The sequence below is a fragment of the Chryseobacterium sp. OSA05B genome, from assembly GCF_019970065.1.
Classification (GTDB): Bacteria; Bacteroidota; Bacteroidia; order Flavobacteriales; family Weeksellaceae; genus Chryseobacterium.
In genome coordinates this window covers 153,292-177,225 of sequence record NZ_JAHXYH010000005.1, presented here as the reverse complement: position 1 = coordinate 177,225, position 23,934 = coordinate 153,292, and the positions used below count along the sequence as shown (strand labels likewise).

Here is a 23,934-nt window from a genome sequence, read left to right as displayed (position 1 = left end):
GGAATTTTTTTTTGATCTGTTTCACTTATTCAAATTGAGACAAAAGACAAAAAAGTTACCTAAATTTGTTCATTAAGCAAAAATTATGAAGATGCAGCAGTATTTTTTAGCATTCGCTGTTCTGTTCGGGATGCTCGTAAGTGCCCAGCAGAAAACGTTCTGTAACCCTATTAACATCGATTATGGCTATACGCCTTTCGAGGTTTTTTCAAAACAGGGGAAACACCGCGCAACAGCCGATCCTGTGATTGTTAATTTTAAAAATAAACTATTCCTTTTCTCCACCAATCAGGAAGGATACTGGTACAGTGATGATATGCTGGACTGGAAATTTGTCAAAAGAAAATTCCTGAGAGACAATAAATACATCCATGATCTGAATGCTCCGGCAGTGTGGGCAATGAAAGATACGCTCTATGTGTACGGTTCTACCTGGGAACAGGATTTCCCGATCTGGAAAAGTACCAATCCTACCAAAGATGACTGGAAAATTGCGGTGGATACTTTAAAAGTTGGTGCATGGGATCCGGCTTTCCATTATGATGAGGATAAAAACAAATTATATCTGTACTGGGGATCTAGCAATGAATGGCCGTTACTGGGAACCGAAGTGAAAGTGAAAACCCTGCAGTCCGAAGGTTTTACAAAGCCCATTATCAGACTGAAGCCGGAAGATCACGGTTGGGAAAGATTTGGAGAATATAATGATAATGTTTTCCTTCAGCCCTTTGTAGAAGGAGCCTGGATGACGAAGCATAACGGAAAATATTATATGCAGTACGGTGCTCCTGCAACCGAATTCAGTGGATATTCCGATGGGGTTTATGTCAGCAAAAATCCACTCGAAGGCTTCGAGTACCAGCAGCACAATCCATTTTCCTACAAACCCGGTGGTTTCGCAAGAGGAGCGGGGCATGGCGCTACTTTTGAAGACAATTACAAAAACTGGTGGCATATCTCAACGATTTTCATTTCCACTAAAAATAATTTTGAAAGAAGATTGGGGATCTGGCCTGCAGGATTTGATAAAGATGATGTGATGTACACGAATACGGCTTATGGAGATTACCCGACCTTTCTTCCGCAGTTTGCCCAGGGAAAAGATTTCTCAAAAGGACTTTTTGCAGGATGGATGCTTTTAAATTACAATAAACCCGTTCAGGTTTCCTCTACTTTAGGAGGGTATCAGCCAAACTTAGCGGTAGATGAAGATATCAAAACGTATTGGAGTGCAAAAACGGGAAATTCTGGAGAATGGTTTCAGACTGATCTTGGTGAGGTTTCCACCATCAATGCGATTCAGATCAATTATGCTGATCAGGATGCGGAGTTTATGGGGAAAACCCTGGGCAAAATGCATCAGTATAAAATCTATGGTTCCAATGATGGTAAAAAATGGAATGTAGTTGTGGATAAAAGCAAAAACACCAAAGATGTTCCCCACGATTATATAGAACTTGAAAAACCAGCACAGGCCAGATTCCTGAAAATGGAAAACCTGAAAATGCCTACCGGAAAATTTGCATTAAGCGGGTTCAGAGTATTTGGGAAGGGAGCGGGAGAAAAACCAAAGAAAGTGGAAGGATTTGTTCCTTTAAGATCAGAACCTAAAAAATTCGGTGAAAGAAGAAGCATCTGGATGAAGTGGCAACAGAATCAGGATGCAGACGGATATGTGATTTATTGGGGAAAATCTCCGGATAAATTATACGGAAGTATCATGGTATACGGAAAGAACGAATATTTCTTCACCGGAGCAGACAGAGCTGATTCTTACTATTTCCAGATCGAAGCTTTCAATGCCAATGGAGTTTCGGAATGGACGGAGGTTGTAAAATCTGAGTAAGATAAAGTAGATGATCTCAAATGAATCATCGGTTATTATATAGAATGCCCTTACAAAGTAATATGCTTTTAAGGGCATTTTTATGGGAAATTAGCTGTTTCAAAATTGCATAAATAAGTTTATGAATCATTGAATTTTTCAGTTAAAACCTTTTTATAGTAGTCTTGACCAGGATCATTGTTGTGCTCAAGATAATTGTATTCTTTTTGAAAATAAAATCTTTGACAGCTTTTGGGAAGATATTGATTGATAAGATCAGAATCTGTATGCTCAACAATAGGATAGGTTGGGAGCTCAACTTGTAACGACTCCTTATTCTTCGCTAATATTTCGATGACATTATACTGATAAACACTGTTACAGCTGTATTGTGCAATATCTGATTCTATGTATTTGTTATAATAGTAATTGATGGCTTGTTCTGTAAATGCTTTGTCCTTCCTGGAATTTACAGTGGTAAGCACGGTATAAAGCCAGTTGTATTTGATATGATTTTTTAATTTTTTGGTAGAATTCTTGTCGTCAGGAGAAACAAGCACGGAAGACAATTTTACTTTCTTCAAAACACCCGAAAGAAATATTTCTGAAGCGTTTTTTAATTCTTCGATATTCTTCTTGTTAGAAGCGGTTAGATAGTCTTTCATTTTTCCGAAAGTTTCCACGTTCAGTTTTTCATTAAGGTATTCATGGATATCTGCTTGGTCTCCAGAATAAGAAATGGTATTGCCCTGTTTTAGGGTAATGGTGAGCTTTTCTGTCGGTTCGAGGAATACAAGTATGGATCTGTTCAGATTTTGAGAGCCGGTGACTGATAATCTATTGGTTATACCTGAAAATTCCTTTTTGTTTCCTTCATTTATGACAACTTCTTTTTTATCATTCTGTACAGTAAAAGGTTCAGTGGTGCTGTTAATGATAATAAGTTTTTGGGCGGATAATGTTGAAAAACAAAAAAAGAAGATGTAAAATATCCACCTATTTAAAAATGATTGCTTCATGTTTTTAATGTAAACCTAAATCGTTGTAATGAGAAAAAAAGGTCTGTAAATATATAAATATAATTCCTAAGTGCGGGAGTTTTATAATGTGTCAGCTTGTTTAAGGAAAACCGCAATTTTATCAATCAAAAACTGATCATGAGGCGCTTTGTCCCAATCCAGATGGCCGCCGCTGAACTCATAGCTTTCGTGGCTTACCTTATTTTGGGTGAAAACAGAATCCAGTCTTCTCTTTTGAGATAAAGGAATAACCTGATCTCTGTTTCCATAATAGGAGAGTGTAGGAACAGAAGCAGAATTCACCCAGCTGATCGGGCTTGCAAAAGAGGTCGCAGACATTCCGGGAGCAACTGCTTTGGGATTGACCAGATAATTTTTGACAAATGAATAATCCACATATTTTTCAAAACCCGGATCTGACAGATCGGAAGGACCGACAATATTCACCACAGCTTTTACTCTTTTTTTAGCATCAAAGTGATAGGCATACAGCATTGATAAATGAGCACCGGCACTGTTTCCAAGTAGAATGAACTTCGGGTTATACTTTAGCTTTTTCTCTACATATTGGACCGCATTTTCAATATCATCCGTTTGGTTGGGAATCCCGGAACTGGTCGCGGTGGCCAGTCTGTAATTGAGATTAACGAAAATATGATCCGGAAATTTCTGCATCATCGAAAGGGTAAAGAAGGTCAGTTGGGATTTATCTCCGCCCCGCCAGCCTCCGCCATGAATGATCATAAAAACATCTTTCTTTTTTGAAGGTTCCTGATGAGGTAGATAAAGATCCATCACCTGCCCGGAATCATTTCCGTAATGAATGTTTTCTTCTTTCTGAAAGCTGATGTCTTTTCCAAACGTCACTTTTGTTTCTTTGCATCCGGTCCAAAGAAAGCACAGCAAAATACAGCCGATAATAATTGAAAGACGTTTATCCATAATCATAAAGATAGAAAAACCCGACGGACATACCGACGGGTTACCACAAAAATAGTTAATATGAAGAAAGATAGTCTCTTTATCTTGTTCTGCTCTTGATGGCATCTGATGCCCCTTCGATGTCTCTTACTTTTTTCACTTTCTGATTTCCGAAGTTGTACACAATACTGAACGTCATCCCACGTCTGAACTGATCGTTTTTTACATAATTGTAGTTTCCTGATGACTGATAATCTTCAATTTCCACAACATTGGTTCTTAATACGTCTGTTACATTAAGAGAGAAAGTCCAGTCGTTCCAGTTTTTCTTGATGCTCAGATCTAAACTCATCAGGTTTTTCAACATTCCCAGCTCGATCTGCTGCTTGTCTACGTAGAAATAGTTGACACCCAGAAACCAGGTTTTCTTTTTATCCAGACGGATGGTATTGTTCGATTGAATCACCATACTCGTCGATTTGGTTTTATTGATATAGGTGTCAAAAACCTGTCCTGTCGTTGGATCTGTATTCAATGTTCCGTTATTGATGTTATGCTGAACACCGATATTAAAGTTCGTGGTCAGATACTGCTTGAAAAACGTTTTCTGCATTCCGACCATGGCAGACATTTCCTGCTTGTCACCGAAGTTGGTTCTGATATAAGCTAATTGTCTGTATTTTACATGATCTCTTTCGATCTCTCTCTGCAAAGGTACCTGAGTGATGATATCTTTGAAGTAAGAGTGGTTCAAGATCAGAAAGTATGAGCTTTTAAACATATACGTTAACTCCTGATTATAGGTTGAGGATGATTTTACAAATGGATTGTTCTGAGTATAATTATCCTGAGTAAGGATGTTCTTTACCGGATTTAGCTCCCAGAAGCTTGGTCTTCGCATTCTGCTTGAGAAGGCATATGAAATGTTGTTCTTGTCATTGATGGTATAATTGAAGCTTAAATAAGGCAGGAAGTTATTGTAATTCCTTTCTATTTCCTGATAAGGTGCTTCCGTATTCTGAGGATTGTCAGAGGTTCCTAAACTCTTCGTGATTTCATATCTTGCGCCTACTTTTCCTGAAAGTTTATCGGAAAACTTTTTTTCAAGAGTTACATACACCCCATAAATACTTTCATCATAAATAAAGTGATTGAAATCGGGTTTTGTAGTGATAAGATCTCCGTTTCCATTGTAGGAATAGTTGTAATTTTTGGTATCGTTATCTGTTTTCGTTTTATTAAAGTTCCCGCCAAGAGAAACAGTAAAATCATTTTTAAACTTTTGAATATAATCTACCGTCCCTGAAAAGTTATTGATGACCTGAGGAATGTCCTGGGTAATTTTTTGACGTAATAATGAGAAGTCATTTAAAGTTCCCGGAACTAAAGTCCTGTTATCGGAAAACTGAAACCTTCTGTAGTTGAGATAAGCAGCATTCACATTTAATTTACTTCCCAGAGAATCTGTTTTTAATTCATAGTTTAAGTTCAGGGAATTGTTGTAATAATGTGCATCTTCTCTGTTCTGAGACTTATTTTGTTCAGTCGATTTTAAACTTCCGTCCGTATTGTAATTCCTTAAGGTATTCAATAGATCTACCGTTGAATTATTACTTTTATTGTACCACGAATTCCAGGTAAGTGCTAAATTACTGTTATCCGTTAGCTGATAATCGAAATTTAAATATCCCCCAAGATTTTTATTGGGATCATTAATGTCACCCACAGATTCATTGGAAATTAAACTGGTTCCGTTTCTTAAAACATAAGACTGAGCCTGGATATTTTCTCCCGTAAAAACATTTCCACTGATTCCCAGTTTATCCTTTCTGTAATTCAGAGAAAGTGAAGCGCTGGAGCCATTGAATTTATTCTGCATATTACTCATCCTCATGTTTCCGTTCAGACCGTCACTCAGTTTTTTCTTCATCACGATGTTGATGATTCCATCTGAAGATTCTACCTGATATTCACTCCCAGGAACGGTAATGACTTCAATTTTCTGAATGTTTTCTGCCGGTGTACTTTTCAGAAGCTGTACGAGAGATTCTGCATCCATATTGGTTTTTCTTCCGTTGATATAGATCAGAGCATTGTTTTTTCCTGCAATCTTCAGTGTTTTATCGTCTGTTGAAGAAAGTAGGGGAGTTTGTTTCAACAGGTCGAAAGTGGTATTTCCTTTGGCCACCGGTGAAGCGGCAACATCATACACAAAACGGTCGCTTTGCTTTTTGAAAACCTGTTTTGTAAGCGTGATTCCTTCGATAGATTTTGCTTTTACCGTATCGGATTTCTTTTCCTGAGCAAAAGCTATGCTTCCTGATATAGCTGCTACCAGTATAATGATCTTTTTCATGATTATTCTTATTTAAGTGCCGTTGTGGCACGGGTGTGGTTTGTGGTTGTTTTTATTTTCGGTGGCTGCCTGATTAAGTCCTTGATTTGATAGCGTCGTTGGCAGATTTTATTTCTCTTGCCTTTTTCAGTTTCTGGTTTCCGAAATTGTAGGTCACTCCGATGTTGAGAATTCTTGGGTATTCGAAATTGATCACGTTATTGTAACTTCCGTTAGGTTGTATCCCCTGAATGCTGTTGTAATTTTGGTTAAAGACATCATATACTTCTGCTACAAATGTCCAGTTGCCCATGATTTTCTTTAGACTCACATCAAAGCTCTGTCTTACGCCCAGTGTTCCGCTTTCAATTTTCACTTTACTGCCGTAATAGTAATTCACTCCCAGGAACCAGTCTTTGTTCGAAGAAAGACGAATGTTGTTGTTGATATTCCCTGACATGTTGAAGTTTTTGAAATTGATTACGTAAGGTTCTACAACTTCTGTCTGGCCCTCAACAGGAACCGAGGTTGGATCTGCCGTTACCGATCCTTTATAAATATTGTATCCTAAATTCACAGAGTAGTTGGTTGTCCAGATTTCTTTGAACCATGATTTGTTCATCCCTAAGGTCAGTCCAAACTGTTTGTTGTCACCATAGTTGGTTCGGATATATCTTAAAAACTTCTTCGTGACCATTACCGGATTTCCGTTTTCATCATTTTCCGGACCGGTTACACTTCCCTGAAGCGGTATTTGGTTCGAAGCGTCTTTTACATAATTGAAACTTACATTGGCGAAAAATGCATTTTTGTACATATAACTGATTTCCTGATTGTAAAACTTAGAAGCCAGTACGAATGGATTATTCTGCGTATAATTATTAGGCGTGAAATAAGTTCTTGAAGGATTCAGTTCCCAGAACCTTGGTCTTCTGATCCTGCTGGAGAAACTGTACGTTAGATTATGATCAGAATTGATGGCATAGTTCAGGTTAAGATAAGGTAACAGGTTGTTGTAATTTCTGTCAAAACTTGTTTTTCCAAGAATTTCACCGCTGCTTCTTGTGAGCTCATATCGGGTTCCTATTTTCCCTGAAAATTTATCGCTTAGTTTTCTTTCATACGTAATATAGGCTCCCAGGATTCTTTCTTTATAAATGAAATGATTGGTCTGATTGGTGTCATTGATAATAGCGTTGTTAATAATCTTGTCCTGTCTCGTATCATTATCCGTATTCGTATGGTTGTAGCTTACTCCTAGTAACCAAGTGCTGCCTTTAGGTGTTTTTTTCAGATAGTCGATATTCGCGGCATAGTTATTAATGATCTGTGGAACCGATTGCTGTAATGCACTGTATTTATTGTCAGGATCAGTATTTAAAGGAAAACTTTCATTGGTACTCATTTTATCCCTGTTGAACCATAAATAAGAAACGTTAGAGGTAAGTTTGCTTCCTATAGAATCTGTTTTTATTTCGTAATTTAAATTGAAAGAGTGATTTCTTGTCTGTGCATTTTCATTGTTTACCGTTCTGTTGATAAGCGCTCCGTTTTCCCAGTTCGTTACATCAAGGATAGAGTTGAAACTCTTATTATATCTCATATTGTAGGTAAATCCTAAACTGTGATTTTTATTAAGCTCATAATCAATATTCACGCTTCCGCCCACATTTTTATTAGGATCAGAATTGAATCCGAAAGACTCATTTCTGAAAGTGGAATCTCCGTTGGATAAAGTATATCTTTCTCTGTCGGTCCAGCTTCCTGTATTGAAGTTTGAATTCACAGACCATTTATTTTTTCTGAAGTTGAACGAAGCTCCGGCAGAAGGGTTGTTGTAGTACGCCTGTTCATTATTCATTTTCAATGTTCCGTTGTAGCCGTCATTTTTCTTCTTTTTCATCACAATATTGATGACCCCTTCATTGGATTCTACCTGATATTCACTTCCGGGAGTTGTGATCACTTCTATTTTCTGGATATCTTCAGATGGAGTTCCTTTCAGCATTTCGATCAATGCTTCAGCATCCATATTGGATTTTTTATTGTTGATGTAAATGACCACATCAGATTTTCCCATGATCTTCAGAGATTTTCCGTCGATGCTGGAAATCATTGGAGTCTGTTTCAAAAGATTGAATGTATTGGTTCCCTTTGCAATCGGGGAAGAAGCTACATCATAAACGAAACGGTCACTTTGTTTTTTGAAAACCTGTTTCTTGATATTCACAGCTTCAATATTTTTTACTTTCAGGGTGTCTTTTGTTTGCTGGGCAGCTGCGAGTCCGCTGAAGAATAAGGCGGCAATTAGAATATGAGTTTTCATAATTATTTTGTTTTAGTTGTTTAATAGCTTGTATGGATGATTATTTAACATTACAAAGATATATAATAAAAACAGTATCATGCAATACAAAGTACTTAAAATGTTTTCAAATTATATTTAACTGTCTGTTTATCAGGTGCTAAAATTTTAAATTAAAAATTCAACTTGTTTTGACTTTCTAACTAATTAGACAATTGAGCAAACTTAAATGTTACATTCAAAGAAGAAATTTCTGAAATTATCAAAAAAAGACTAACTTTATTTAAACTACAAATCATGAATTTCCTACTCAAATTTTGCGTTGTCATCGCATTCTTTTGCTTCGCAAAAATGAGTTCACAAAATATGGGTAACTATTCTGTGACAAAGATTACACAAGATGAAGGACTCTCGCAGGGCTCTAATTATTTCTGGTTTGAAGACCGTAAAGGTTTTGTATGGCTGACGTGCAATGATGCCCTCAACCGCTATGACGGCTCATCTGTTAAAGTTTATAATCTCAATTACTTTTTCAAAAACTGTCCGGCGCTGCAACAGGGTTATGGTTTTGCAGAAGATGGAAATCATTTGTACATCGGAAGTACAAGAGGTTTGTATATCTACAATTATCAGTTGGATGAGTTTACCTTAGTCGATATTTATAAACCCTATTCAAAAAATAAAACTGCCATTCCCATTGGTTTTGAAGAAGGTAAGATCTGGATCTTTAATGAAACCTATCAATTGGTAAGTTTTGATGTCACTACCAAAAAGGTCACGCTCGAAGCTCAAATTCCAATACAACACTTAAAGTCAGTGCATATTTACGATAGCGACGGGAATGTCTTTTATTTCAGAATGCCTTTTTTGGATAAAAATCGCAACCTGTGTTTTATGGGAACAAAAGAAATCGTCACCTACAATCTGGATTCTAAAAAAATATCTTTTCCTTTTCACCAATTCCCCATAGATCCTTCCATGACACTTCAGTCTGCGGCATATGATAAAAAAAATGATGCCCTTTACCTTGGAACGGCTGATCATGGGATATTAATTTTTAAAAACCATTATCAGAATATAGAACATCATCAGAAATCTCTTAAGAGAATTGGCGGAATTACCGTTAACGATGATAAAGTTGTTTTTAAAAGTGGCAGTTCTCTTTTTATTTTTGACAAACAGCTAAGGAACAACACTGTTTTTCAAACAGGTTATGAAAGAGTTTTCAATTTTCAGTTCGATAAAATTGGAAGGCTTTGGATCTGTGATGATGGCCAGGGGGAGATTGTTATGGATTTTCGGGGGGCGATGCTTAAAAATACTGCTGATGGAACAGATCCTTTGATGCAGACGTTTAAACAGCGGGGAGTTTCAGATTTTGCAGAACTGCCCGATAAGAAAATCCTCATCAATTCATCTTTTGTTTTTGACCGTGAAAATTTTTCTGTTATCAGATTTGCATCAGATAGAAACAGCTATTATAACAATTCGAGAGGGAAAAGTTACAGCAATCCATACACTGGAGAGGTTTGGATGTTTGAAAATGGAATGAGAGGTAATCAATCTAAAATCGCAGTTTTTAATAAAGATTTAAAATTTAAAACCAGTTATTCTTTTGATCATATCGTAATGGGTAGGCTCCAGCACATGGTTAATTTTCCAGATCTACCTTCTGTATTTTCTTTTTCCACAGGCCTCTGTCTTTTAAATACAACAAATGGGAAATTCGAAAAAATAAACGGTATTCCGGACAAGAATCCTTTTTATATTAATATTTTGAGTGATAACAGAATTGCTGTAAGTTATCTGAATCGGGACATGATGTTGATAAAAATGGAAGGCGAGAAGAGGTATAAAACGATCGGAAAAATTCTTCCTAAAGTACAGAGTTTTTATGTACAGGAAGATGTAAAAAAAAAGCAGTATTGGGTAGGAACCAATCAGGGAGTTTATCTTTTGGATAAGGACTTTAAATCCATAAAAATATTTGACAGCAATAACAATCTGGCCGGAACCTATATTTATGGAATTCTGCTGGATGACTTTGGGAAGCTCTGGTGCAGCCATCAAAGAGGCTTGTCAAGTATCGATACAGAAACACATCTGATCTCTAATTATGATAAAGAAGACGGAATTCAGTATTGGGATTTTAATAACCGTGGTTTTCTTAAAACTTCAGATGGAATGCTGTATTTTGGAGGCGTAAAAGGATTTAATTATTTCAGACCTCCTTTAAAATTCAGTTCATTCTATAAACCTGAGATCTATTTCGATGAAATTTTGATTAATAATAAAAGATATGCCGCCCCAAAAGGAATTAATTTTTTGAAAGAACTTCATCTCAAACATGATGAAAACAACATTTCCATAAAAGCATTGATCAAAGATCTGGAACATGGCTCGCAGAGAAATATGATGTACAGGATTAAAAATATTGATCAGAGTTGGAAGAAACTCTCAAAAAAAACGCCGCTTAACCTTAACAGCTTAGCCCCCGGAAAATATGAAATAGAATTCGGGATCACGGATAAATTTACAGGTAAAGTTTTATCTCAAAAATTGATAACGCTCAATGTTGCCAAGGTTTTTTACCAGACTTTTGTGTTTTGGATTATTCTGGGAAGTTTATTTTCCGGTGTGCTGATTTTAGCGGTAAGTCGGTGGGAATTCATCAAGCAGAAAAATGAATTTAAGGGGAAAATGGCCCTTGAATCCCAAAGAAATAAAATTACAGCGGATTTGCATGACGATATTGGTTCCACCTTAAGCAGCTTGCAGATCAATTCTATGGTTGCCGGAAAACTGATTGAGAAACAAAGAATTGAAGAAGCCCAAAAAGTCCTGAGAAATATTGAAGATCAATCCCGGAAGCTTTCCGAAAATATGAGTGATATCGTCTGGAGCCTTAAACCCAATAATGATTCTCTGATGACACTCTCTACCCGAATAAGAAATATTGCCAGTGAAATTCTTGGGAATACAACTATTAATTATAAAATAGATATTGATGAAACCATTGATGCCGAAATTCTGGATTTTAGTATAAAGAAAAATATTATTCTCATTGCTAAAGAAGCTCTGAATAATATGGTAAAATATAGCAATGCCGATGAGGTTTTTATTAATCTTAAAAAAAATGAAGACAGTTATATTCTTGAGGTTAAAGATGACGGAATTGGTTTTGATCAGTTAAAGATAAAAGGAAATGGCATCGGAAATATGAAAAAAAGAACCCTGGAGATGAATGGTATTTTTGAATTGGAATCACAAAACGGAACGACCATCAAAATTCTAATCCCTAAATTTAGGGATTGATGAAAGCCCGGTAAGACGATAACTTTGAATACATCTAGCAGTACCCACCATGATTAAAATATTTGCCTACGACGACAGTCAGGAACGCCTGAACAGTATGAGAATTCTGATTGAACTTTCAGAGAATATGAAATATATCGGAGAAGCGCTGAATTGTGAACATGTAGAAGCAGAAATGGAAGCATATCAGCCGGACATCGTTCTGATGGATATCAATATGCCGGTGGTAGATGGAATTGCCGGTTTGAAAATCATTAAATCTAAATTTCCACATATTAATGTTCTCGTACAAACGGCTTTTGACGACAGCGAGAAGGTGTTCCGTTCTATTTCCAGTGGGGCAAGCGGCTACATTTTAAAAAGTGATAAACCGATGAGAATTCTCCAGGCTATCGAAGAAATCTATGAGGGCGGAGCATTTATGAACCCGGCGATTGCTAAACGGGTTTTGGAATATTTTCAGCCTACAGCGCAGCAAAAAATTCTGACCCAAAAAGAACATGAAGTCCTGAAATTATTGTCAGGCGGACTAAGCTACAAAATGATTGCAGACCAATTAGAGATAAGCTATTCAACAGTAAATACCCATATCAAACATATTTACAACAAACTTCATGTATCTTCTTTGGGCGAAGCGGTCTCATGGTATTTTAAAAATATAAAGGAATAAAAACGTTGAAAAATTCTGCATTCAGCTTTTGGAACGTCCCTATAATTAGGGATTTTTTTATGTTTTGTTTTAAATGAATTTTGAGAAACAATTCTAAAAACAAAATATTATGAAAAGCAAATTTACTTTTATGAGAAAGACGGCGGTCTTCTTATGGGTTTTACTTTTTGTGACGGCTGGAGCACAGGAAGAGAGACCGGGACAACCCATCAAAGGGGTTATTGTGAAAGGTGGGAAAAATCCCGGAGGAAATCTTCTGGTTTCTGTAGGTGGAGGTGGATTGTTTCCCGGAAATACGTATGGACAGGAGAGCCATGTTGGAAACGGATTTAATGGAAATATTAATCTGTACGTTCCTGTTTTTACATGGAATGGTTCGGCAGCAAATTATACCTCACTGGGGCTGAACGGAGGTGCCGGATTTTTCGGAATGAAAAAAGAATACAAACCTGAAGGACCTTTTTACAATATTGCAGGACAGTCTTCACCATCTTCATTTAAAGCGGAAATAGGTAATGGAAGCCGGCAGAATGGTTTCATAGGAGAAGTAGGGCTTCAGTCTAACTTTTCCTTTAACAAATTTACAATATCACCTATTGTGAATGCCGCCTATATCAGCTCAAAGGAAAGTCAGTTTACAGCTGTTCAGACCTCAAGTATCAACGGACAGACCCGAAGTTTTGAAACTTCGAAAAGAATAGTTTCGAAAACGGATGGCTTAGGAGTTATTCCAAAACTGAGGCTGTCTTATTTTCCCGGAAGAATTGGTTTTTTTGTAGAAGGAAGTTATCTGGCCGGGCCTGATATAAAAAGTAGTACAACGATCTTTAAACCCAACGGTGCTCCCAATAGTGAAGGCTTTTACAGCATTGATCAAATCATGGCCGGAAAATATGAAACTGTAGATACTAAAAATAGATTCAATGCACTTGGACTTAATGTAGGAATAGTCTTCAGTATTCTTTCGAAAAAAGAATATAACTACCCTAAGAACCCTGAAATTACTGATGAACCTCAGTCAAAAACAAATAGTAATTGTATATGTCTTGATTCGCCCACTGCTTCCGTACAGTTTCCTAATACAGGGGGACCGTCAATTAATCCCGGTGGTACTTTGACAATTCCGTATAACCCTGCAAATTCTTCAAAATTCTTAAGGGTTGAAGCATCACCGCATCCATACAATTCATTGAATACAGGAATCTGGTCTTCCATCATCACTATTTTCACCAATGGAAGTCCGAGTACAGTAAGTTCAGGCGGAAATCCATATACCCATAATACCGGGCAGAATTCTTCAGGAAGATTAATCCCTTTTTCGAGTCTGAATGTAGGAACAAATACCATTTGTGTTAATGTGAAATGTCCATCTTCTGGTACGACCTGCTCAATAGGCTGTTTTACGGTTATTGTAGAAGGTCCTCAGGCATCATCCTCAGGTACTGTTACAGCAACGCCTGTTTGTTGTACAAAATTTATTGTTGCGCCGGGAAATCCTCACAAAGAAGTACTCACAGGACAAGTCAGTTTTAAAATGGCAGGAACGGTAGTCAATGCAAAATTGAAAATAGTATCAGCCGGAGGAAATATTGCGTATGAAAACTTTGTGCAGAACGGTTTTACAGGATGCTACACCATGCCGGTAGATATTTCGGTAGTCAGCACTGCCAATCTGCCGGTACCTTCCTCTACTGTAAATAGTTTACCTGTTTATAAATATTCAAACAAATTTGCCTGTAAAGAACTGGGACCAAAATTACCTGTAAAGATACTACCAGGTATAAAATTTCCATAATAGGGCTATCTGAAATAATGATGGGGGAAGTGAGGCAGCCATGTCTCACTTCTTTACTGCTCTCAGTCTTTTTGGCTAAAAACTTTTCACTTCAGAGATTGAAAATTCGTGAGACTTAAAAAAATTAAAATGAAAAATCGAATAAAAGATGGATGTATCCATTTTATGATTAATTTAGTATAAACTAAAAATTAATAGCATATGAGAAAATTTTACCCTCTGTTGTTGTTATTATTGTTAATATTTTCATGTAAAAGTGAAACCTATTTAGACATTGATGACAACAACTCAACCCCTGAATCTAATTTCAATTTTGGAAACACAGTACAAAGAAACTTTCAGGGAATAGTACTTGATACCGACGGAAATCCTGTCAGCGGAGCCACCGTAACCATCGGAACAAATACGGCTCAAACCAATTTCAAAGGTTTTTTTATTTTTAAAAATGCAGAGGTAAAGGAAAACTTTGCCCTTGTGAAAGTGACGAAATCCGGATTTGTAGATGGTTCAAGAGTAATGGTTCCTACAAGTGGGGTCAACCGTGTAAATATAATGATGATCCCCGCAACCACCACTGCAAGTATCAATTCGGGAGCAACTTCTACGGTTTCCTTACCTAACGGAACTAAAGTGAAATTCGACGGAAGTTTCAAAGATGCAAGCGGAAACGCATACAGCGGAAGCGTGAATGTTGCATTGTATAATTTAACATCTTCCAATCAGTATCTGACTGAATTGATGCCCGGTTCTCTGCTGGCAACCAACTCCGGTGGAAACGCAAGAATTATGGAAACCTTTGGAATGGTGCATGTTCAGCTTACAGGAAGCTCAGGACAAAAATTACAGATTGCAAACGGACATACCGCAGAAATGACGGTTCCGATTGATGCTTCACAAACTTCAATGTCTCCGAATATAATTCCGTTGTGGTCATATGATGAAAATACGGGAATGTGGAAGGAAGAAGGCTCTGCAACAAAGATTGGGAATACGTATGTAGGAACCGTAAGTCATTTCTCCTGGTGGAATTGTGATGCTCAGTTTCCACAGGCCATCCTGAAAGTAACGGTGAAGAATCCTGCAGGCTTACCAATGGTGAATACAAAGGTGAGTTTAAAAAGAAGCAGCCAGGCCTATGAAACCTACGGAATGACAGATAATCTGGGTACCGTTTCAGGAATTATTCCAGCGAATGAAACTCTGGTTCTTAAAGTATATGATGTATGTAATACGGTGGTTTATACATCCAATGTAGCACCTGTAACAGCAGGAACTACCATGGTATTACCTGATATTACAGTAACCTCGACAGGGAATCAGTATGTGATACAAGGGAATTTGAAAACCTGTGCCAACACGGATGTTACGGATGGCTATGTGCTTTTAAGACCGGCTGCGGGTACCAATTATTTTCAGTATACATCAGTGCCGGTAAGCAGTACAGGCAGCTTTTCATTTAATGTATACTCATGTACAGCGAATCCACAGTTTATTTTGGAAGGATATGATTATACCAATTTGCAGACTTCAGGAGAAATTCCTTTCACAGCTAATTTACCGGTGATGAATTTTAATAATCTTTCGGTTTGTAATTCAGTCAGTGAATTTATCAGTTATAAAATAGATAATCAGAATGTGAAATACGTTTTGGGAAGTATGTATGCTCAATGGTCAGGACTTACGCCAACATCTCCCAATATGCCTGCCAAACAATTAAGAATTAATTCTACATCACCTGCCGGGAATTCTTTCTTTATGATTCAAAATAATATGCTTGGAACTCCGGGTAGCTTTACTACAGATTATACTTTTGAATTCTCGGGAGGATTTTTCACTCCTTCTACAGGAAACGTAGCGGTTCAGATAACCAATTTCGGAGCAGTAGGAGCATATATAGATTTTACTGTAAACGGAACGTATACGGATACGAACGGAAACCATACTTTTACAGCGAATGGGCATGTACTCAGAGATCTTTAATCGTTATAAATAGCTTAAATAAAAAAGGACCGAAATGGTCCTTTTTTTATATCATATTTTTATTCTCTGTCGAAGCGGGCTAATTTTTTGTCTATCCAAATCGTGGCAAAAGGAAAAAATGCTGAAATTAAAGCAAAGACACTGTCTTCGTCATCCCAGGTAAATATTTTTCTTATCGCAGGGAGAAAGATGAGATACAGTGTAAAAAATAATCCGTGAATACTGCCAATAGTACTGATGTATACAATCGGGACAATACCTTCCGGATCAACGCGTATCCAGATCATCGCTGTGAATAGGAAAAACCATGAAACAGCTTCTGCCAGACAGATTTGTCTAAACCATCTGATAACTTTTTCCTGAGGATATTTTGAGAAAATTTTTTCGATAAATTCCATGTTGTGGGTATAAGTGATGAATTAAAAGTTCACTGCAGTCTTACAGCATCTAACTTCTAATTTCTAGCCTCTAATTTCTGATTTGTAAAATTACTTATAAAAACTGCTTCCGTCCAAATATTCAAAGACTTCCGGTGGAAGCATAGGACGTACATTTTTTCCTTCTTTGATCATATTCCTGATCTCTGTAGCAGAAAGTTCAATAACGGGCGCCTTGATCATGGAAATGTTCTCATGCTGCAAATATTCCGAATCTTTCTTTTCCCCTTCAAATACCCGTGGATACACAATGATATGATGATTTTTGATCAGCAATTCAGAGTTTTTCCATTTATGAAGACTGCTCAGATTATCTTCACCCATGATCAGACTGAAAGAATAATCCGGATATTTTTCATGAAGATAAGTCAGTGTGTCAATGGTATAACTCGGTTTGGGAAGTGAAAACTCTACATTGGAAGCTCTCATTTTAGGATAGCTTTTCACGGCGACCTGAACCATATCCAGCCTGTTGTGATCTTTAAGAAGTGATTTTTTATCTTTAAAAGGGTTCTGCGGGCTTACTACAAACCATAATTCATCCATATCGGTATGCTCCAGAATGTAATTAGCCAGAATTAAATGTCCGATGTGTATCGGATTGAAAGAACCGAAAAATAAGCCGATTTTTTTCATGAGTTGGTAGATCGAAGATGATAGGTAAAAGGTTGCAGATAGCAGCAGCTCCTAATCCCTGAATTTAACATCTCTAATATTCAAATAATGAGTTACATTTCCTTTCCAGTGGTTTTCTTCTAAGGTGAAAGCAAGGTCGAAGTTTTTGTTTTTAAAATCTTCCGCATGCTGTCCGAGTTTGAAGCCTACACACTCTATATTTCTTCCCGTAGATTCCTGTTTGATGTAAAACTTCAGGTGATTGTTGTCTTTCCCCATTGTCTTCACATAGCCGGAAAGCTTCTGGTTGGTGAGTGTAAGGATCGGTTTCATATTGTGAGGCCCGAAAGGAGCCAGTTTTCTGTGGAAATTGATAAACTCACGGTTGATCTCATCCACCTTAATCTCGGAATCAATGGTAACAGAAGGTTCCTGCTGATGTTCCTGGATTTTTTCTGAAACAATCTGTTCAAATTTGATCTTGAAAGCTTCAAACTTATCCTTTTCCATGGAAAGTCCTGCAGCAGCATGGTGACCACCGAATTTCAGGAAATATTCAGAACACATATCAAGCGCTTCATGAACATCAAAATCAGAGACAGATCTGGCTGAAGCCACCATTTCTCCGTTGTTACCATCTGTGAAGACCAAAGTCGGTTTGTAATAAGTTTCGATAAGCCTTGAGGCTACAATACCAATCACGCCCTTGTTCCAGTCCGGATGGTAAACGATGGTGGAATGTTTGCTCTGTTGCTGGGATTCGATGATCTGGTTCAATGCCGAAAGTGTAGAATTCATATCGAGCTCACGTCTTTCATCATTCAAATTCATAATGTCACCCACAATCTGATTCGCATGTTTCAGGTTGTCGGAAACCATAAGCTCTACAGCTGCTTTTCCGTGAGAAATTCTTCCCGCCGCATTGATCTTCGGAGCAATTTCAAAAACAATATTTGAAATTTCAAAGTGCGACAGTTTATCTTCCGGAATTAATAATCTTAATCCAAGGTTTCTTGTTTTTCTGAGAACCTTAAGTCCCATTTTCGCAAATACCCTGTTTTCGCCGGTCATGGAAACAATATCCGCAGCGATGGAAATAGCCAGAAGGTCGGTAAGCTCAAATAACTCGGCCTCCGGAATTTTATAGATGGTATTCAGTCCCTGGCACAGCTTAAAGCCTACACCACATCCTGAAAGTTCTTTAAAAGGATATCTGCAGTCGGTTCTCTTCGGATCCAGAACTGCCGCAGCATTCGGAATCTCGTCACCCGGAAGGTGATGGTCGCAGATAATAAAATCTATTCCCTTTTCCTGAGCATAGTTGATCATGTCAATGGCTTTGATACCGCAGTCCAAAGCGATGATCAGTGAAAAGCCGTTTTCTTTGGCAAAATCAATACCTTCAGTAGAAATTCCGTATCCTTCGGAATTCCTGTCAGGGATATAATAATCTAAGTATTTTTTCTCAACAATTTTGCTGAGGTAAAGGTACATGACGGCAACAGCAGTGGTTCCGTCTACATCATAATCTCCGTAAACCAGTATTTTTTCTCCGTTTTCAATGGCGGTAGCAATGCGCTCTACAGCTTTCTGCATATCTGCCATTAAGAATGGACTGTGTATATCGTTGAGGTTAGGTTTGAAGAATTCTCTGGCCTTTTGATAATTGTCAATTCCCCTTAAAACGAGGAGTTTAGATTCAAAAGTACCAAAACCAAGTGACGAACTTAATCTGTCCACAACTTCCTCATCGGGTTCGGGCTTGTAAATCCATTTCTGACTCATTTCACAAAAATAAGGAAAAAAAACAGCATTTTGAAATGATTAAGGATGAACTTGACTTACTGAATGTTAAAAAAAATTATCTATCTTCGCGGTCCAAATTAAAAATGATTATGAAAAAAATGACTCTCTGCCTTTTATTCTTAGGGGCTATGAATGCTGTATCAGCACAGAAAATCAATCTTGGAAAAGCTGCAGGTATTGTTTCGAAAGGAGCAAAGGCGCTTACTTTTACCAATGAAGACGCAGTAAAACTGTCTAAGGAATCTGTGGATTGGATGGACAAAAACAACGAGGTTGCGGGTCCAAAAGATCCTTATACTGTAAGACTTAACAAACTTTTCGGAAAACACAAATCTCAGGACGGACTTACCCTGAACTACAAGGTTTATAAAGTGAAGGATATCAATGCTTTTGCTTGTGCAGACGGAAGTGTACGTGTATTTTCTTCGTTAATGGATATCATGACGGATGAAGAACTGTTGGCAGTAATCGGACACGAGATCGGGCATGTGAAAAACCAGGACACTAAAGATGCTATTAAATCTGCTTATTTAAAGGCAGCGGCACTAGATGCGGCATCATCAGCATCAGGAACGGTAGCAGCACTTAGTGAAAGCCAGGTAGGAAAAATGGCCAATGAATTCCTGGATGCTTCTCACAGCAAAAAACAGGAATCTGAAGCAGATACATATTCTTATGACTTTATGAAAGCGAATAGCTATAATGTAGTGGGAGCGTATTCAGCATTCAAGAAACTGGCTCTGCTTTCTGAAGGAAGTACTCAGACCGGTTTTCAAAAAATGTTCAACTCTCACCCTGACAGTGAAAAAAGAGCTCAGGCTATTAAGAAGAGAGCAGAAAAAGACGGTTTATGGAAAGACCCGGGAACGATAGCTCTTCCTAAAACGAAGCTTACCAAATAATTAATTCAATCTTCATTTAAATAGAAATTCCTCAAAGTTGTCTTTGAGGAATTTTCTTTATGGGGAGTTGAACGTAATCTTAAAAAATTAAGAATACATTTTTTCTCTGATTTCTTTTACTTTTTTGTCAGCAAGATATTCATCGTAAGTCATTTCTCTGTCAATGATTCCTGTAGGAGTCAACTCGATGATTCTGTTACAGACCGTCTGAAGCATTTCGTGGTCATGAGAGGCTAACAGAAGATTTCCTTTGAAGTTAGACAATGAGTTGTTCAATGTTGTGATACTTTCAAGGTCTAAGTGGTTGGTAGGTTCGTCTAATAAAAGAACGTTGGCTTTCTGAAGCATCATTCTACTGAACATACATCTCATTTTCTCACCTCCTGAAAGTACTTTACAAGATTTTAAAGCTTCATCACCTGAGAAAAGCATTCTTCCTAAGAATCCTCTTACGAACTCCTCGTGACGCTCTTCGTCGTTTTTAGTGAATTGTCTCAACCAATCTACCAGGCTGATATCATCTTGGAAGAATTTTGTATTATCCAATGGCATATGAGATTGGTTTGTAGTCACTCCCCAAGCAACTGTTCCCTGATCTGCCTGAACATTTCCGGCAAGAATTTCGAAAAATTCTGTGATGGCTAAAGAGCTTTTAGAAAGAACAGCAACTTTATCTCCTTTTTTAAGGTTTAAGTCGATGTTTGAGAATAACAATTCTCCATCTTTTGTTTTTTCAAGACCTTTTACATCTAAGATTTGATCTCCGGCTTCTCTTTCCATTTCGAAAATAATAGCAGGGTATCTTCTTGAAGATGGTTTAATATCATCGATGTTTAATTTATCGATCATTTTTTTTCTTGCTGTGGCCTGTTTAGCTTTTGCAACGTTGGAGCTGAATCTTGCGATGAAGTCCTGAAGTTCTTTCTTCTTTTCCTCTGCTTTTTTATTAGCCTGAGCTCTTTGTCTTGTTGCAAGCTGAGAAGCCTGATACCAGAAAGTATAGTTACCTGTGTAAAGGTTAAGTTTCGCGTAATCTAAATCTCCGATGTGTGTACAAACCGTATCTAAGAAGTGACGGTCGTGAGAAACCACGATCACTGTGTTTTCATAATCTGCAAGGAAATTTTCTAACCAGGCGATAGTTTCAATATCAAGGTCATTCGTAGGTTCATCCAGAATCAGTACATCAGGATTTCCAAAAAGAGCCTGTGCCAAAAGAACTTTTACTTTGTCCTGATTTTCAAGCTCGCTCATCATCTGCCAGTGCATACCGTCTTTTATCCCAACGTTTGAAAGCATCGTCTGTGCATCAGATTCTGCAGTCCATCCGCCCATCTCATCATAGATTACCCCAAGCTCACCCGCTTTAATTCCATCTTCATCAGAGAAGTCTTCTTTAGCATATAAAGAATCCATCTCTTCTTTTATTTCGTATAATTTTTTATTACCTCTTAAAACAGCCTCAAGAACAGTAAATTGATCGTAAGCAAAGTGATCCTGCTCCAAAACTGACATTCTTTTTCCCGGCTCCAAAGATACATGCCCCGTAGTTGGATCCTGCTTTCCTGTTAATATTTTAAGGAATGTAGATTTCCCCGCACCGTTTGCTCCGATAATCCCGTAGCAGTTTCCTTTGGTAAACATAATATTTACCTCGTCAAAAAGAATTCTTTTCCCGAATTGTAAAGATAAGTTAGATACTGTTAACATATAGTTTTGTAAATTTGGCGCAAAATTACGAAAAGAATTTGGGTATTTCGTAATAATGTAATAGTCAAGTTTTTAAATATGAGGTATTTTTTCTATATTTCATTAATGAAATAATACACGAAGAGTCCCGAAGGAATGATTTAATGAAGAATGGGACAACCCAATGAATTAATCACGTAATATATTATACAAATATATCACGGTAACTACGAATTTTTAAAATGAAGATCGAGAAAACAGTCAGTATATTAAACAGAAGAGCCCGTTTTGAATATGAAATCCTTGAAGAGTATGAAGCCGGGATGGTTTTGACGGGAACAGAAATAAAATCTTTACGTTCATCCAAAGCATCTATCACAGAATCCTTTTGTCAGTTTATTGATGGGGAGTTATACATTATTAATATGATGATTGACGAGTATAAACTGGGAACTTTTTACAATCACAAAACAAAAAGGGAACGGAAATTGCTGTTGCACAAAAAAGAATTGCAGAAGCTTGAGAAAAAGTTAAAGGATGCAGGGAACACAATTATACCTCTTAAATTATATATCACAGATAAGGGGAAAGCAAAAGTCTTGATTTCGCTTGCCAGAGGGAAAAAACTCTTTGATAAAAGGGAAGCGATAAAAGATAGAGAAAATAAACGTAACCTGGATAGAATATTAAAGAAAAGTTAAAAATCATTCAAAAAACTTTGTATATAAAGAAAAATTATATTTATTTTGCATTATCAATTATTTAATCATTTAATTCTATGAAAAATCTAAAATTAGGAATTTCAGCATTGGCGCTTACTGTAGCCTCTACTGTGTTCGCTCAGACTACCAACAATCCGTGGTTAATCGGGGTTGGTGCTCATGCGGAAAACCACAAGGCAGCACAGACAGGATTCAGTAACACGTTCTCTGCTAATAATTTAACGAAGACGATGTTCAATTTGAACAACTTCTCTATTACACCTCCATTATCTAAATTAACAGTTGCTAGAAACATCGGTAAAGGTTTAGTTATCGACTGGCAGACTTCTGTAGGTAATGTAGATAACAAGAGATTCAACATGGGGAAAGAATTTTTCCTTATGACAGGTCTTGGTTTCCAGGCTAAAGCAGCTGGTCTTTTATGGAATGAAGAATCTTGGTTCGATCCATATTTAAGAGTTGGTGCTAACTACCTGAGACATGATTACACTGCACTTACTTTCCCAAGAAACGATTACAAAGGTGAATCTGTTCCTAACGGAGACGGTGGTAACGAAAACGGTAAAGCTAACCACTTTGCAGTTTCTACAGGTGCTGGTGTTAACTTCTGGGTAACTAAGAACTTCGGTCTTGGTGTACAAGGTGACTATGTGTCAACTCCAGGGGATAAATCTACAGTTGCTAACTTCTGGCAAGCTTCTGCATCGATCTTATTCAGATTCGGTAACAGAGACAGAGATAAGGATGGTATCCTAGATAAAGACGATCTTTGTCCAGATACTCCAGGTCTTCCAGAATTCCAGGGATGTCCTGATACTGACGGTGACGGAGTTCCAGATAAAGACGATCAATGTCCAGAAGTAGCTGGTCCAGTTGAAAACAACGGTTGTCCTTGGCCAGATACAGATGGTGATGGTGTTATCGACAAAGATGATGCTTGTCCTACAGTTGCAGGTCCTGCAGAAAACAACGGTTGTCCTTGGCCAGATACAGACGGTGACGGAATCTTAGATAAAGATGACGCTTGTCCTACTGTTCCAGGTCTTCCAGAATACAACGGATGTCCTAAACCAAAAGAAGTAACAGCTACTGATGTTGAAAAGAATCTTAAGAGTGTATACTTTGATTTCAACAAAGCTACAATCAGACCTGAATCTAAAGGAGCTTTAGATACTGCTTCTGAAATCATTAAGAAAGATGGAGGTAGATTCCTATTAGTTGGAGAAACTGACAAAAAAGGAAGTGATGCTTACAACTTGAAATTATCTAAAGAAAGAGCTGCTTCTGTAGTTGCTGCTTTAGATGCGAGAGGTGTAGATGTTAACGCATTAAAATCAGTTGGTATTGGAGAGCAAAATGCTAAAATTGCAGAATCTGCATCTGATGCTGAAAGACAAGCTGATAGAAAAGTAACTGTTAGATACATTGGTGATGACAGTGAATGGAACAAATATCAAAAATCTGATGTTGTTGCTCCAGCAAAAAAAGCTACTAAAAAAGTTGCAAAAAAAGGAGGTAAGAAGGCTCCTGCTAAAAAAGTAGTTAAAAAGAAAAAATAATTAATTTTTCTAAATAATAAATACCTCCAATTTTTTGGG

Annotated in this window: 16 protein-coding genes; 8 read left to right on the top strand and 8 right to left on the bottom strand. The window is 37.4% G+C overall.

What is annotated here, in order from left to right:
• Positions 1-91: 91 nt before the first annotated feature.
• Positions 92-1,846 carry a discoidin domain-containing protein gene (locus LC419_RS18890; RefSeq protein WP_223608817.1) on the top strand — a complete coding sequence of 585 codons (1,755 nt, stop codon included), beginning with the start codon at positions 92-94 and terminating at the stop codon, positions 1,844-1,846.
• Between the two features lie 119 nt (positions 1,847-1,965).
• Here LC419_RS18890 and LC419_RS18885 read toward each other — a convergent pair whose 3' ends face one another.
• The 4 genes from LC419_RS18885 to LC419_RS18870 all read right to left on the bottom strand — a co-directional run bounded on the left by LC419_RS18885 (position 1,966) and on the right by LC419_RS18870 (position 8,426).
• Positions 1,966-2,844: a hypothetical protein gene (locus tag LC419_RS18885; RefSeq protein ID WP_223608816.1), complete on the bottom strand. Its 879-nt coding sequence runs from the start codon at positions 2,842-2,844 to the stop codon at positions 1,966-1,968.
• 81 nt (positions 2,845-2,925) lie between these two features.
• Positions 2,926-3,786: an alpha/beta hydrolase gene (locus LC419_RS18880; RefSeq protein WP_223608815.1), complete on the bottom strand. Its 861-nt coding sequence runs from the start codon at positions 3,784-3,786 to the stop codon at positions 2,926-2,928.
• A 79-nt stretch (positions 3,787-3,865) separates the two neighbouring features.
• A complete protein-coding gene (locus LC419_RS18875; RefSeq protein WP_223608814.1) occupies positions 3,866-6,121 on the bottom strand; it encodes a TonB-dependent receptor in 2,256 nt (751 codons plus the stop codon).
• 73 nt (positions 6,122-6,194) lie between these two features.
• On the bottom strand, positions 6,195-8,426 hold the full coding sequence (locus LC419_RS18870; RefSeq protein ID WP_223608813.1) for an outer membrane beta-barrel family protein: 2,232 nt from the start codon (positions 8,424-8,426) through the stop codon (positions 6,195-6,197).
• Positions 8,427-8,756: 330 nt separating this feature from the next.
• On the opposite strand from LC419_RS18870, the gene LC419_RS18865 reads away from it, so the two are divergent.
• The 4 genes from LC419_RS18865 to LC419_RS18850 all read left to right on the top strand — a co-directional run bounded on the left by LC419_RS18865 (position 8,757) and on the right by LC419_RS18850 (position 16,165).
• Positions 8,757-11,720, top strand: coding sequence for a sensor histidine kinase (locus LC419_RS18865; protein WP_223608812.1), 2,964 nt, complete (start codon positions 8,757-8,759; stop codon positions 11,718-11,720).
• A gap of 49 nt (positions 11,721-11,769) precedes the next feature.
• The gene (locus LC419_RS18860) at positions 11,770-12,390 is read left to right on the top strand and encodes a response regulator transcription factor (protein WP_223608811.1); all 621 of its coding nucleotides are present in this window, start codon (positions 11,770-11,772) and stop codon (positions 12,388-12,390) included.
• A 109-nt stretch (positions 12,391-12,499) separates the two neighbouring features.
• The gene (locus LC419_RS18855) at positions 12,500-14,185 is read left to right on the top strand and encodes a hypothetical protein (RefSeq protein WP_223608810.1); all 1,686 of its coding nucleotides are present in this window, start codon (positions 12,500-12,502) and stop codon (positions 14,183-14,185) included.
• Positions 14,186-14,386: 201 nt separating this feature from the next.
• Positions 14,387-16,165, top strand: coding sequence for a carboxypeptidase-like regulatory domain-containing protein (locus LC419_RS18850; protein ID WP_223608809.1), 1,779 nt, complete (start codon positions 14,387-14,389; stop codon positions 16,163-16,165).
• 59 nt (positions 16,166-16,224) lie between these two features.
• Here LC419_RS18850 and LC419_RS18845 read toward each other — a convergent pair whose 3' ends face one another.
• The 3 genes from LC419_RS18845 to recJ form a co-directional block, all read right to left on the bottom strand.
• Positions 16,225-16,563, bottom strand: a complete 339-nt coding sequence (locus LC419_RS18845) for a DUF3817 domain-containing protein (protein ID WP_223608808.1) — start codon at positions 16,561-16,563, stop codon at positions 16,225-16,227.
• 90 nt (positions 16,564-16,653) lie between these two features.
• On the bottom strand, positions 16,654-17,238 hold the full coding sequence (gene nadD / locus LC419_RS18840; protein ID WP_223608807.1) for a nicotinate (nicotinamide) nucleotide adenylyltransferase: 585 nt from the start codon (positions 17,236-17,238) through the stop codon (positions 16,654-16,656).
• A 51-nt stretch (positions 17,239-17,289) separates the two neighbouring features.
• A complete protein-coding gene (gene recJ / locus LC419_RS18835) occupies positions 17,290-19,002 on the bottom strand; it encodes a single-stranded-DNA-specific exonuclease RecJ (protein ID WP_223608806.1) in 1,713 nt (570 codons plus the stop codon).
• A 110-nt stretch (positions 19,003-19,112) separates the two neighbouring features.
• On the opposite strand from recJ, the gene LC419_RS18830 reads away from it, so the two are divergent.
• Positions 19,113-19,925, top strand: a complete 813-nt coding sequence (locus LC419_RS18830; RefSeq protein WP_223608805.1) for a M48 family metallopeptidase — start codon at positions 19,113-19,115, stop codon at positions 19,923-19,925.
• 87 nt (positions 19,926-20,012) lie between these two features.
• On the opposite strand, the gene LC419_RS18825 is transcribed toward LC419_RS18830, so the two are convergent.
• Positions 20,013-21,635, bottom strand: a complete 1,623-nt coding sequence (locus LC419_RS18825; RefSeq protein ID WP_223608804.1) for an ABC-F family ATP-binding cassette domain-containing protein — start codon at positions 21,633-21,635, stop codon at positions 20,013-20,015.
• A gap of 221 nt (positions 21,636-21,856) precedes the next feature.
• Between LC419_RS18825 and smpB the strand changes: the two genes are divergently transcribed.
• The gene (gene smpB, locus LC419_RS18820; RefSeq protein WP_223608803.1) at positions 21,857-22,315 is read left to right on the top strand and encodes an SsrA-binding protein SmpB; all 459 of its coding nucleotides are present in this window, start codon (positions 21,857-21,859) and stop codon (positions 22,313-22,315) included.
• A gap of 77 nt (positions 22,316-22,392) precedes the next feature.
• On the top strand, positions 22,393-23,895 hold the full coding sequence (locus LC419_RS18815; RefSeq protein WP_223608802.1) for an OmpA family protein: 1,503 nt from the start codon (positions 22,393-22,395) through the stop codon (positions 23,893-23,895).
• Positions 23,896-23,934: the final 39 nt, after the last annotated feature.